A 12,154-nucleotide genomic window follows, 5' to 3' on the forward strand; every position below is an offset into this window, starting at 1 on the left:
TCAGGAGGCCCCGAGTTGGAGCCCAGAGACGGAGCCATTGAGCCTGAATTGCCGTCCCTCCAACTCAATGGGAGCACCAATTTTGAGCGTCTGGTTTCCGAACACCACTCCACCGGCTCCCTTGCGGCCCTCCCCTTTGAGCACAAAGCGGGCATCCAGGTTGCCCAATTGCTGTTGGTTGGGATCGGGAGCGGTGACGACCTTCCCATCGGCCAGAACGGCGGCCAGTTGACGCTGCAGAGGAATGACGTCATCCACCGCCACCGAGCCGTGGGGCTGGTTGCGGATCACGATCGAGACCTTGCCTTGCTCCTTTGCAGCGGCGATGAGCGCAGGCGGATTGGCCACAGGGACGTTACGGACATCGACGAACACCGTCACTGGCTGCAAACCGCCGGTGGCTCGGGCGACGGCGCCACTGAGCTTGGGGCTCCACACCACACCGCCAATGGCCAAAACCACAGCCGCCGCAGCCCCCGCATCCACCAGCGAGAAACGACGCGACAACGAAGGCATGGCGGGGAGGCAGAGTTCGAACTGTACGGAGACTGGGCCGCCGAAACAAGCATTCGTGGGAGCTAGTTCTGGAGCCCCTCGATCAGGCGATCAACGGCCTTGAGTCCTCGAGCGACCCCGCCGCCTTCACCCTCAAGGGCGTCGGCCATCTGCTCAGCATCTGGCTTGAGCTCGAAGTCCTTGACGAAGCGATAGCCGTCGGGGTCTCGCCGGTAGAGCTGCCAGTCCTGGGGATAGGCACGTCTGAGTGCGCCCTCCCCGGTGGGGATGAGGGCATAGGCGGACTGCCAGATGGCGAGGAAGCCCTTGCGACGCTCGCGCGCCACAGTCCCAATCCCTACCGCGGCATCCTCCAATTTTCCGTTCAGCAGAACAACACTGCCGCGGTGCTGAGCGCAGACGGCTTCAACGTCCTCGTAGTCCGCCGGGGTCGGGGCTACCAGGACCAGAAGCCCATCGCTACCGCCGTCGGCCTGCTGGAGTCGCTTGATTCCGCTGAGTTCGGTGATGCTGCCCGCCTGCTCCGCTGCGTCCCGCTTGGCCAGGGCCGCTGCACCGGCGTCAGGGAAGACCAAACGGGCCTCAGCATGGGCAGGCAAAAGCGCTGCCAACAGGCGCAGCGAGACCGGCAGGATGCGCAGTCCTTCAAACCGAAATTCTGCGGTCCAGAAGCCTTTGGCTTGGCTGGCAAGGGCAGCGGCAATCGCTTCAACAGCTTCAGCTTCAGCGCGTCGCAGATCAGCGGGGAGCATCCGGGCCATATCGTTCGGTCGACCCTAATCAGCCATCACTGCGGCGATGGCCTCCCGCAAAGCGATCGGGACAGGCGCAAGGTCAGCGTCGCGATGCCAGGACCCCAAACTGAGGCGCAGGCCGCTGGAGCTGCGCTCTGGTGCGATTCCCATGGCTTCGAGGATCGGACTGCCGGCCGCCTTGGAGCTGCTGCAGGCCGAGCCGCTGCTGATCCCGTAGCCCAGACGTGACATGGCCCGAACGACGGAGCGTCCGGAGAGGGGCACGCCCTGCGGCGACGCGACCAACAAGCTGATGTGATTCGACAGGCGCTGTTCAGGATCCTGAAGGGGATCAGGACCGGTCAGCTCCACTCCGGGCAGCTGGAGCAAACCCGTCAGCAGTGCGTCACGCCTTTCAATCAGCGGATCTTTCGTCCCTTGAAAGCGCTGGATGTTGAGCAACTCCAGAGCCTTGGCAAAGCCCGCAATCAAGGGCACCGGTTCGGTCCCAGCACGGATCCCCTGCTCCTGGCCGCCACCGGACTGGATTGGGCGGACTGGCACCTGATCCCGAATCAAGAGGGCGCCAACACCCCGGGGTCCACTGAGCTTGTGACTGGCGACGCTGAGTAAATCAATGGGCAGCGCATCGAAATCAATCGGCCGTTGCGCAGCCACCTGCACAGCATCCACATGCAGCAGCACCCCTGCTTGACGGCAGAGCCGACCGACCAGGTCCATGGGCTGGAGGGTGCCGACCTCGCTCTGACCCCAGATCAACGACACCAAACGGGTCGGTGGCGCGAGCTGCGACTCCAGGACCGCAAGATCAATGAAGCCCTGGCGATCCACCGGGATGCGCTCGAGCTGCCAACCCTTCCGTTGCAGCTGCAGCGCCGCCGCTTCGGTGGCGGGGTGCTCAACCGCAGAGAGCAAGAGCCGAGGTGCTGACCCTTGCCCGTCCCAGAGCTCAGCAGCGGCACCGAGTAGGGCGAGATGAATTGATTCGGAACCGCCGGAGGTAAAGATCAGGTCCCCACCGCAGCCCAGCTGAGCAGCGATCTGTTGGCGGCTGCGCTCGAGCTGTTCGGCGGCGGCCAGGCCGAAGGCATGCAGGCTGGATGGATTCGCCCAGGCCTCGCGATCCACCCGTTGGATCTCCGCCTGAACCTCTGGCGCCAACGGGGTGGTCGCGGCGCAATCGAGGTATTGGCGAAGATCCGAAGTCATGGTTCGCGCTCGAAGCGAGCGCGGGTCCGAGACTCCAGGGAATTGGTGGCCAGGGTCACCAGATCATCCAGGGAGGTGCTGTTGAGCAGTGCCGCGACCTTGGCTCGGGCGGCTTCGCTGGGGCAATTGTCCGGGCGGATACAGCCGTTAGCGCAGACCGTCGCGCAGTCGATCTGATCGCCTGAATCGGCGGGGGGTTGGGACTGCTCCACGGCAGGGGGCACCATCTCCGTCTCTGCGGCCTGCCCACGCGCCGCGGCTACGGACTCTGCATCCGGGATGGAACCGTCGAACACATGCTCCGCCGGGCCGTCCATAAAGACCTTGCCGTTCATGGCGTCCCAGTGAATCTGCAGGGGGCCGCCCGGGAGGTCGATACGGGCTGTGCGCTCGGAGAGCCCCAGGCGATGGCAGGCCACCAGGGTGGCGCAGGCTCCGGTGCCGCAAGCGAGGGTTGGGCCTGCCCCGCGTTCCCAGACCCGCATCACCAGATGGGAGGGCGAGAGCACCTCGACGAAATGGACATTGGTTTTCGCCGGGAACGCGGGGTGGATCTCTAGCTGACTGCCAAAACGCTCCAAGTCGATTTCATCGACGGAATCCACAGGCACCACCACGTGGGGGTTGCCCATTCCGGCAGCGGCCACGGCAAACCGCTCGCCATCAATCTCCAGTTCGCCGCTGGGAAGCCCCGCCTCGCCGACCTCCAGGGTCGTTGGGATCTCGCTTGGCGTCAGGAAGGGCGCGCCCATGTCGACGCGAATCGTGCCGTCGGGGAGAAGCTCCGGAACGATCCGGCCCGCCAGGGTGTCGACCTGCCAGGTGCGGCCGGGGCCGTCCCCATCGCAATCGGCCAGGAATCGGGCCAGGCAGCGGATGCCGTTGCCGCACATCTCGGGTTCGGTGCCATCGGCGTTGAAGATGCGCATCCGCAATTCCCCTCCGCCGTTGGGTGGCAGGGCCAGGATCACGCCGTCGCCTCCCACCCCAAAGCGGCGATCGCAGAGCTGAACCACCAGCTCCGGAGTCAAACCAAAGAGGAAGTCCGTATCGCCCGATTGACGCCCATCGAGCATCAAAAAGTCGTTACCGAGACCTTGGTACTTGCTGAATTGGAACACGCGCGACAGCCTGTGAATGGAGGCCCACCAGTGCGCTCGATCCTATGGGGAGCAGTCGGGAATGGCGGCCAGGAGACCTCGACACCTCCCAGCCAGGAGTACGCCAAATCCAGGCCTGGATCCGCGAGCAGCTGCCCCTGTCGGTCCAGCTCCTCAACGGCAGCAGCGTCACTGGCAGACCGCTCTGGGTTGACGCTTGTTTTCTCGCACTGGAATCGGAGCCCGGCACCCACAGCTTGCTGATCAATCGCGATGCCATCGCGATGCTGCGGCCCCTCGCCTAACAGCAGCTATGGGAGCATCACTGCTCCACTCCCGATCCGCCCGTGAGCGAGTCCAGCCGCTACCAACCCCAGGCCACTGAGGCCGGCTGGCAACGGGCCTGGAAGGCAAATGGTCTACACAGCACCCCAGAGATCAAGGCCGGCGACGAGGCCTTTTATGCCCTGTCGATGTTCCCCTACCCCTCAGGGAACCTGCACATGGGGCATGTCCGGAACTATGTGATCACCGATGTGGTCGCCAGGGTTCAGCGCTTACGCGGCAAGAAAGTGCTGCATCCGATGGGCTGGGATGCCTTTGGTCTGCCCGCTGAGAACGCCGCCATTGAGCGGGGCGTGGATCCCGGTGCTTGGACGGACCAAAACATTGCCTCAATGCGCGATCAACTCGATCAGCTGGGGCTGTCGATTGATTGGGATCGGGAGCTGGCCACGTGTCACACCGATTACTACCGCTGGACCCAGTGGCTCTTCCTCCAGTTCCTCGATGGTGGGCTGGCCTACCAAAAGGACGCCACCGTTAATTGGGATCCGATCGACCAGACCGTGCTTGCCAATGAGCAGGTCGACAGCGAAGGGCGGTCCTGGCGCTCCGGTGCTCTCGTTGAGAAGCGCAAGCTGCGGCAGTGGTTCCTGAAGATCACCGATTACGCCCAGCAGCTGCTGGATGACCTGCCCAAGCTGGAGGGTTGGCCGGAGCGGGTGCGCACGATGCAGGCCAATTGGATCGGCCGCAGCACCGGAGCTGAGATCCGGTTCAGTGTGGTCGACGCCAACGGCCAGGTCAGTGGCGAGCAGGTCACGGTGTTCACCACCAGACCCGACACCCTCTTTGGCGCCAGCTACGTCGTTCTGGCTCCGGAGCATCCACTCGTCCCCGCCCTGACGACGGCGGCCCACCAGACCGAAGTCGAAGCGTTCTGTGACCTGGTGTCCCGCCAGAGCGAACAGGAACGGACGGCGGAGGACAAACCCAAGCGTGGTGTGTCCATTGGTGCCCAGGTGCGAAACCCCGCCAATGGAGAACTGATCCCGGTTTGGATTGCTGACTACGTCCTGGCGGAGTACGGCACGGGGGCCGTCATGGGAGTGCCCGCCCATGACCAACGGGATTTTCTGTTTGCCCGCCAGTACGAACTCCCGGTCAAGCAGGTGATCATTCCCGAGGGAAGTGACGAACATGCCTTTGAGGGTGGAGCCTGGACCGAAGCAGGGGTCTTGATCCATTCCCAGGGCTTCGATGGGATGACCAACAAGGCGGCCAAACGGGCGATCACCGAAGCAGGGGAGAAGGAGGGTTGGGCCCGTGAGAAAGTCCAATTCCGCCTGAGGGATTGGCTGATTTCCAGGCAGCGTTACTGGGGCTGCCCGATTCCGGTGATCCACTGCGAGAGCTGCGGTGTTGTTCCGGTGCCCAATGAGCAGCTGCCGGTTGAACTGCCAAGGGATGTCGCCTTCAGCGGCAAGGGGGGATCCCCCCTGGCCCAACTTGAAAGCTGGGTCAATGTCGACTGCCCCTGCTGCGGCAAACCAGCTCGCCGCGAGACCGACACCATGGACACCTTCATGTGTTCCAGCTGGTATTTCCTGCGCTACAGCGACGCCAAGAACACTCAGCTGCCGTTTGCGAAAGACGCCGTCGACCAGTGGTTGCCAGTTGATCAGTACGTCGGCGGTATCGAGCACGCCATCCTTCACCTTCTCTACTCGCGCTTCTTCACGAAGGTGTTGAGGGACCGAGGCCTCCTTGGTTTCGATGAGCCCTTTCAACGGCTACTCACCCAGGGAATGGTTCAAGGGATCACCTACAAGAACCCCAAAACAGGCAAGTACATCCCACCCGCTGAGGTGGCCGATGCCACGGATCCCCGTGATCCGTTAACGGGCGATCCCTTGGAGACCTTCTTCGAGAAGATGTCCAAGTCCAAGTACAACGGAGTCGACCCTGCACTTGTCATCGACAAGTACGGCGCTGACACCGCGCGGATGTTCATCCTCTTTAAGGCTCCGCCGGAAAAGGACCTGGAGTGGGATGACGCGGACGTGGAAGGGCAGTTCCGCTTCCTTCAGCGCATCTGGCGTCTTGCCGATGCAGCTCTTGAGCGCGGCCTGAGTCTGGCCGGCGGCGCTGGTGCGCCGGAGTCGGTCGCTGAGCGCCTGGGCTCAGGCGAGGCACTCTCGGAGGCAGAACAAGAGCTGCGCCGTGCGGTTCACACGGCAATCCAAGAGATCACTGACGATCTCGATGGAGACGTTCAGTTCAATACGGCGGTTTCTGAGTTGATGAAACTCAGCAATGCCATGGGGACACATTTGGCTGCGAGCTCGGATGTGCTGGCCTGCGAAGCCCTGCGCACGCTCTTGGTCCTGCTGGCACCATTTGCGCCCCACCTGGCCGAGGAACTCTGGTTGAAGCTCGGAGGCCGGTCTGCGGATGAGGCTCTAGAGAACAGCAGCATCCACACGCAGCAGTGGCCCCAATGCGACGCGTCCGCCCTGGTGCGCGCCACCGTCCCCCTGGTGATTCAGATCAAGGGCAAGGTGCGCGGCAACCTTGAGGTGCCAGCCGACGCCGATAAAGCAACGCTCGAGCGCTTGGCGCTTGAGAGCGAGATCGCAGAGAAATGGCTGGAGGGCAAAGCCCCCAGCCGCGTCATCGTTGTCCCTGGACGGCTCGTCAACCTGGTCCCCTAGGGACCTAGTCGTGAATGAACACGAGGGACTCGGGCTGCCCCCAGTCCCCTTTGGCTGAGATGTGGCGACGGTTGGCGCAGAGGTGCCGCAGGATCCAATAGAGGGGCTCGGCAGTCTCCAGTGCCAACTTGCCTTGGAGTTCGGCCAGGGTGTGTTCCCGCTGGTCAGCCATCACCATCTCCAACCTGGACTGCAGATCCAGAAGTGCTGCCGCCGCTTTCTTGCCGGCCTCAACGCCAGGTTGGTGGTAGGCGTTGACGTTGACCAACTCGCCGTAGAAGCCCACGGCGCGCTCGAACAGTGCAATCAGGGCACCCAGGCTGTGGGCGTTCAGTCGCTGCATCGTGATGCTGAGGTTGAAGCGTCCTTCTTCAGTCAAAGCTGAACGGGTGCCCTGGAGGAAGCCGTCCAAGAAGTCGCCAGGATTCTCGCCCTCCAGCGGCGGAATATCGCCTGGGTCCTCCAGCACCTCGACAAAGGTCACGAAGAAGTTGTCGACACCGTCGCGAAGTTGCTGCACGTAGGCGTGTTGGTCGGTCGAGCCTTTGTTGCCGTAGACCGCAATGCCCTGGTGGACGACCTGACCGTTGCGGTCCAACTTCTTACCCAGGCTCTCCATCACCAGTTGCTGGAGGTAGCGGCTGAAGACCTCCAGACGGTCGCGGTACGGAAGCACAACCATGTCTCGCTGGCCCTTGCCGCCACAGGCGGAATACCAGGCAGCGGCCAACAGTGCAGCCGGGTTCTGATCAAAATCGGCCACCCGAGTGACCGCATCCATCTCAGCCGCACCCGCCAGGAACTCCCGGATGTCGGAGCCAATCAGAACGCCTGGGAGCAAACCCACAGCACTGGTAATGCTGGTTCGGCCGCCGACCCAATCGAACATGTCGAAGCGCGCCAACCAACCCGAGTCCTTCGCTTCACGATCGAGCTTGCTGTCGACCATCGTGACGGCGACGGCCTGTTGGGACCAACTTCCGCCGGCTGCCTCAACCGCACGACGCGCTTGAAGCATGCCGATATGGGGCTCGGGGGTTCCCCCGGACTTGCTGACCACAATCACCAGGGTGGTCTTCAGCCGCTCACCAATGGACGCCAAGGTCCGGCGCATTCCATCGGGATCGACATTGTCGAAGAAATGGAAGGGAAGGCCAGCTCCTGGATCCTGAAGCGCCCGAATCATCAAGAGGGGGCCAAGGCCAGAGCCGCCGATGCCGATCCAAAGCACGTCGGTAAAGCGCTGCCCAGAGCCATTGCCGATGGCTCCAGAGAGAACGTCGCGACCGAAGGACTCAATGCGATCGACTTCAGCCTGGATGTGAGCTCCACTGGCTGGATCGGGGGCGAGCTGAGGGTTGCGTAGCCAGTAGTGACCAACCTGGCGTTGCTCATCGGCGTTGGCGATGGAGCCGGACTCCAGGGCCGCCATGGCCTGGAAGGCCTGATCAAAACGAGGCTTTAAGGCAGAGAGGGTGGCCGAATCCAGGCCCATGCGGCTGACATCGAGCCAGAAGCCGAGCTTTTCGTTGTGCCAGAGCTGACTGCAGAACCTCTGCCACTGGCTCGCGGGGTCCAGAGCGGGTGCAGAGGGGCGGGAAGACATCAGGCCAGATCAAGCGGTCCGCCCTTTGAACCTATCGGTGAAATCCAATCAGGGATACCCTTTTTGGCGTTTCCTGAGGATTGAGCCGGGACCAGGTTGCGACTGTGTGGACCTGCGCATGAGTGCGGCCTCAGGCGAAAGGTCGACCTAGGCTCAAGAAAAGCCTTTTGATTGGGGTCTGACTCTCAATCTGCGCTACGGAAAGCGGCTTCGGCCCCATCGCACCAGGCGCAATCTCTGGGCCTGGCTTGGGGCGGCCACAACGGCGCTAGCCAGCCTGGCGACCTACCCGCTTGTCCAGACCGCTCTGCGCCCCAGCAACGGCGTCAGTGTCGATCGCATCGATAGCAGCAGCCATTCAGACCCAACCAAGTTCAGCGCAGAAGAGCTGAAGGAGTTGCAGCGCCGCTTTGGCGTGCATGGACCCCAACCTCGGCTCGCGCGTCTATTCACCCAAGGGGTGGACCAGTTCACCCCCCTTCGGGACCACACGGTGAATCGGTTGCAATCGCTTCAGCCGGTGATCCAACAGCAAAGCCGCCGCACGGGCCTGAACCCGATGCTGTTGGCCGCGATTCTGTTTGACGAGATGCAGCACGCCAAGCCCGGTGAGGATCACCCCTTGGCAGCCCATTCCGGGCTATTCAGCACCCATGGCCCAGCCCAGCTGGGCCTCAGTGAGATGGAGAAACAGGGATTGCTGAGCCCCAATGCCAGCCCCGAGGAGATTCAAGCCGCCCGCAATCAACTGCTCGACCCGGAGCGCAACGTCGAACTTCTGGCGGGAAAAATGATGCGTCTGCTGAAGCTCCTCGACCGGCAGGCCAGTGAGACCAGCAACGTCAGTCGCTCCCACCGTCATGCCAAGACTGTGGCAACCCTCGCCTATCTCCACAACGGCAAACTCGACTACCCAGCGAGGATCCTGCGCTACATGCAGGACCCCGAACTGCACGGCTTGGTCTATGGGCGCCAGCGGCAACCCCTGTCACCGCTGATCTGAAGGGTCTTCAGCAGAGCACCCCAAGGGCCGCCAATCGCTGCTGCAGCGCCTCCCAGTTGAAGCTCCTGGGATCAGCACGCGCTGCACCAAGATCCACATGGCGGTGGGTCGTAATCCGCTCCTTCGGGATCTTGTAGCGGTTCATCCAATCCGCAAGGACAACGGCCATGGCGTCGTACTGGGCGGAGCTATAGCCACTGTGGGTTTCCGCATCGTTCTCACCATCCAGCGGTGTCTCGAGGCTGAGGTGCAGAGCGAAGTTGTTGATAGAGCCAGGAAGCTCTGGATTCAATACCGCCCATTCGCCATCGAAAGCGGAGTAACCCGCTCCATAGGCACGAAATCGGGGGTGTAGGGCTTCAACCGACTCTCCGTTTTCACCGATCAGCAGGTGGTAGCTGACCTGGTCCTCATCCCTTGGGTTGTGCTTGATGAAGGTGTTCAGCGCCGATTGCAGCCCGAAGACCGTCTCATGCAGAACGACAAGCGATGGGGTCGTCTGCAACGAATTTCCAAACGCGTCATAGGGCACGCGCTGGTCGTAGTTGGAGGGGTCGATCTTGACCCGCTTGAGGGTGGAGGGGTAGTTCTGCTGATGCGTCTTTAACCGTGCCACGAGGGCGCGGTCATTCACGCTGCATTGGCGCTGCAGGGGGCTGGTCCATGCCGCTTGAGCGGGAGGGAGAGGAGCGGGCCGTGCATTGGCAAGGGGAGCTGGCAGCCGCGCGGGAGCCTGACTCGAACGCTGCCAGAGCGGAATGAGGCTGAGGCCAGCCAAAGCGACTAGGGCCAGCCCCAGTGCACGGCGGTGCGGAATGCGAGTCGGTTGCTCGGGAACGAGCCGGACCATGGCTAGCCCACCCGTTGTTGTAACCAGGCCTCTTGGGCTGCCTGCTGGGCGGTTGTGGGGTTGGCTACAGGCTCGAGTTTGTAGCGCTTGGGCTGCGGTGGATCACTGCAGAGTTGAAGCTCCCGCAGACTGGAACGACGGGCCATGAGCAGCGGCTGAGCCACGCCAGCACGCAGATGCGTTGGAACGTCCTCGGGCTTGGCCAGCCGCTGGCCGGCCAAGCCGATCAGTTCATCGCCCACCATCAGCCCAGCCCGCTCAGCCGGGCTATGGCGCAAAACGCGTTGAACCACCAGCCGGCCGTCCTTCAGACCCGTGGTCATTCCCGTCCAAGGATCGCTGGACATCTCCGGCTCCAGAGCCAGGCCTACATCCAACAGGTAGCCAGAACAATCAGGATCGTCGACGTCCGTCAACCATTGCTCTAGACGCCCAGCCAAACCGGTGACTTGCCCTTCAAAGGCCTCCAGCAGATCGGACTCCCCATAGCCGCGACCATGGCGACCGTGGCTTCTCCAAAGCTGCTGAACAACTGCGGAGAGTGAGCTCTGGTGACGCCGGAGCTCCAGGTCCAAACAGAGGGCGACGACCGCCCCCTTGAGGTAATAGCTGACTTGGCTACTCGCGGAGTAGGCATCGGCCTTGTAGAGCTTGACCCAAGCCTCCTCACTGCTCTCTCTGAGGGTCTGGACCTGACGCCCAGGCGTGAGCAGGTAACGGCTGAGGTCCTCCCCAAGATCACTGAAGTAGTCCTGCGGCGTACTCAAGCCCGCGGTCAGCGGCAGCAGCTGATCGAAGTAGCTGGTGACCCCTTCTGCAAACCAGAGCGTCGGGATCACACTGGCGCGGTTGTAGTCCACCGGCCGAAGTTCCCTTGGGGTCAGACGCCGGACGTTCCACTGGTGGAAATACTCGTGGGCAACGAGCTGCAGAAACTTGCGGTATCCGCTGCTGGTCTCGAGGTTGCGGCGCCCATAGACAAGGACTGTGCTGTCGTCGTGCTCCAGGCCCCCATACCCCTCATCCAAGAGGTGCAGCACAAAGAGGTAGTCCGAACTGGCGGGTCTGGGTTCGCCCATCAGCCGGCAACAGGCCAAACAGACCTGCTGTACGTCCTCGAAGAACGTCGGATAACGATCGGCGAACCACACCGCGCAGGCGGGATCTGAAAACCAGGTCACCCAGCGATGGGGAACACCCAGGACCTCGAACGGATGCGACTGGTGTGGACCGGCCTCGATGGGGCTGTCGATCAGCTGATCAAACGTTGTCGCGAGCCAGGATCCCGTGGCATCCGTGGGCAGGGGAACAAAGGCATTCCAGCCATTGGGCACCACGAAGGTCAGGCGGTGGGGACTCCAGCGCTGACCCGCCACCTCGAGAACCACCGCCGCCAAGGCGAAAAAGCCGTGGTCCTGATCCAGATGACAGGTGCGAACCGTCAGCTCCGTGGCCATGACGGCATAAGTCAGCACCAGCGGTCCCGCGTCTGGATTGCAATCGATCTGCCAGGTACTCGGATCGGTGCGGCGCACGGACCGCCCAAGACCCTGCTGAACAGCCTTGAAGCCCTCCAGCTGTTTGACGTAGTCGCGGATCAGGTAGGAGCCGGGTGTCCAGCCGGGTAGTGAGACCTGTTGCTGCGCTTGGGGAGAGGATATCTCCAGCCGCACATGCACCAGGTGGCTCTGAGGGTTGCTCAGATCAAGCTGGACCTGAACCAATCCCGTCATCGTTCAACCGTCAGCTGATCAATTCAACTGAAGCGTTCGACAGCTCCGCGGCAGCGGTCTGAAGGGCCTGGAGTGCGGCGTAGCTGCGGGTGATCTGTCCGACGAGCTGCTGAACGGAGTGGGATCGTCCGAGCCGCTGCAGATCGCCCACCAAAGCCAAACGTCCATTGGACTGACGGGACCAACCCAGTTGCTGCTCGGGGTTCACCTGCACCCAGAGGGTGACCGCCTCCTGCTGGTCGGCAAAACCCTGGAGCTGGCCGCCCCAGTGGACCGCGTAGCCGAGCTCCTGGAGAGCCTGGGCCAGAAGGCGCTCATCCGTAAGGACCGTTGGCAGGATGGAGAGATGGGACATGGCCAGGACTCCACTTTTCCAGACCCTAGCG

Annotated in this window: 11 protein-coding genes; 3 read left to right on the forward strand and 8 right to left on the reverse strand. The window is 62.6% G+C overall.

Annotated elements, in window-relative coordinates; all coding sequences use genetic code 11:
- The 4 genes from LY254_RS01815 to dapF all read right to left on the reverse strand — a co-directional run bounded on the left by LY254_RS01815 (position 1) and on the right by dapF (position 3,601).
- Positions 1 to 516, reverse strand: a complete 516-nt coding sequence (locus tag LY254_RS01815; RefSeq protein WP_247478494.1) for a DUF4330 domain-containing protein — start codon at positions 514 to 516, stop codon at positions 1 to 3.
- Positions 517 to 578: 62 nt separating this feature from the next.
- On the reverse strand, positions 579 to 1,268 hold the full coding sequence (locus LY254_RS01820; protein ID WP_247478495.1) for a DUF1995 family protein: 690 nt from the start codon (positions 1,266 to 1,268) through the stop codon (positions 579 to 581).
- Positions 1,269 to 1,292: 24 nt separating this feature from the next.
- A complete protein-coding gene (locus tag LY254_RS01825; RefSeq protein WP_247478496.1) occupies positions 1,293 to 2,480 on the reverse strand; it encodes a cysteine desulfurase family protein in 1,188 nt (395 codons plus the stop codon).
- Positions 2,477 to 3,601, reverse strand: a complete 1,125-nt coding sequence (gene dapF, locus LY254_RS01830) for a diaminopimelate epimerase (protein WP_247478497.1) — start codon at positions 3,599 to 3,601, stop codon at positions 2,477 to 2,479. The genes LY254_RS01825 and dapF overlap by 4 nt, the downstream gene beginning before the upstream one ends.
- 44 nt (positions 3,602 to 3,645) lie before the next feature.
- On the opposite strand from dapF, the gene LY254_RS01835 reads away from it, so the two are divergent.
- A complete protein-coding gene (locus LY254_RS01835) occupies positions 3,646 to 3,885 on the forward strand; it encodes a hypothetical protein (RefSeq protein ID WP_247478498.1) in 240 nt (79 codons plus the stop codon).
- 42 nt (positions 3,886 to 3,927) lie between these two features.
- The gene (gene leuS, locus LY254_RS01840; RefSeq protein WP_247478499.1) at positions 3,928 to 6,576 is read left to right on the forward strand and encodes a leucine--tRNA ligase; all 2,649 of its coding nucleotides are present in this window, start codon (positions 3,928 to 3,930) and stop codon (positions 6,574 to 6,576) included.
- A 4-nt stretch (positions 6,577 to 6,580) separates the two neighbouring features.
- Here the strand turns inward: leuS and LY254_RS01845 are convergent, their stop codons facing one another.
- A complete protein-coding gene (locus LY254_RS01845) occupies positions 6,581 to 8,182 on the reverse strand; it encodes a glucose-6-phosphate isomerase (protein ID WP_247478500.1) in 1,602 nt (533 codons plus the stop codon).
- A gap of 397 nt (positions 8,183 to 8,579) precedes the next feature.
- Here LY254_RS01845 and LY254_RS01850 point away from each other — a divergent pair, with 397 nt between their 5' ends.
- Positions 8,580 to 9,185, forward strand: coding sequence for a hypothetical protein (locus LY254_RS01850; protein WP_010317054.1), 606 nt, complete (start codon positions 8,580 to 8,582; stop codon positions 9,183 to 9,185).
- Positions 9,186 to 9,192: 7 nt separating this feature from the next.
- Here the strand turns inward: LY254_RS01850 and LY254_RS01855 are convergent, their stop codons facing one another.
- Genes LY254_RS01855 through LY254_RS01865 form a run of 3 tightly spaced genes read right to left on the reverse strand, consistent with a single transcriptional unit; the run spans position 9,193 to position 12,123 of the window.
- Positions 9,193 to 10,035: an N-acetylmuramoyl-L-alanine amidase gene (locus LY254_RS01855; protein ID WP_247478502.1), complete on the reverse strand. Its 843-nt coding sequence runs from the start codon at positions 10,033 to 10,035 to the stop codon at positions 9,193 to 9,195.
- Between the two features lie 2 nt (positions 10,036 to 10,037).
- Positions 10,038 to 11,768, reverse strand: a complete 1,731-nt coding sequence (locus LY254_RS01860) for a M61 family metallopeptidase (protein WP_247478504.1) — start codon at positions 11,766 to 11,768, stop codon at positions 10,038 to 10,040.
- 10 nt (positions 11,769 to 11,778) lie between these two features.
- Positions 11,779 to 12,123 carry a DUF1257 domain-containing protein gene (locus tag LY254_RS01865; RefSeq protein ID WP_247478506.1) on the reverse strand — a complete coding sequence of 115 codons (345 nt, stop codon included), beginning with the start codon at positions 12,121 to 12,123 and terminating at the stop codon, positions 11,779 to 11,781.
- Between the last annotated feature and the right edge of the window lie 31 nt (positions 12,124 to 12,154).

Source organism: Synechococcus sp. NB0720_010, from assembly GCF_023078835.1.
Lineage (GTDB): Bacteria > Cyanobacteriota > Cyanobacteriia > PCC-6307 > Cyanobiaceae > Vulcanococcus.

Coding starts and splice junctions, on each gene's coding strand:
- LY254_RS01815 (WP_247478494.1), bottom strand. CDS start 516: ATGCCTTCGTTGTCGCGTCGTTTCTCGCTGGTGGATGCGGGGGCTGCG.
- LY254_RS01820 (WP_247478495.1), bottom strand. CDS start 1,268: ATGCTCCCCGCTGATCTGCGACGCGCTGAAGCTGAAGCTGTTGAAGCG.
- LY254_RS01825 (WP_247478496.1), bottom strand. CDS start 2,480: ATGACTTCGGATCTTCGCCAATACCTCGATTGCGCCGCGACCACCCCG.
- LY254_RS01835 (WP_247478498.1), top strand. CDS start 3,646: ATGGGGAGCAGTCGGGAATGGCGGCCAGGAGACCTCGACACCTCCCAG.
- LY254_RS01845 (WP_247478500.1), bottom strand. CDS start 8,182: ATGTCTTCCCGCCCCTCTGCACCCGCTCTGGACCCCGCGAGCCAGTGG.
- LY254_RS01855 (WP_247478502.1), bottom strand. CDS start 10,035: ATGGTCCGGCTCGTTCCCGAGCAACCGACTCGCATTCCGCACCGCCGT.
- LY254_RS01860 (WP_247478504.1), bottom strand. CDS start 11,768: ATGACGGGATTGGTTCAGGTCCAGCTTGATCTGAGCAACCCTCAGAGC.
- LY254_RS01865 (WP_247478506.1), bottom strand. CDS start 12,123: ATGTCCCATCTCTCCATCCTGCCAACGGTCCTTACGGATGAGCGCCTT.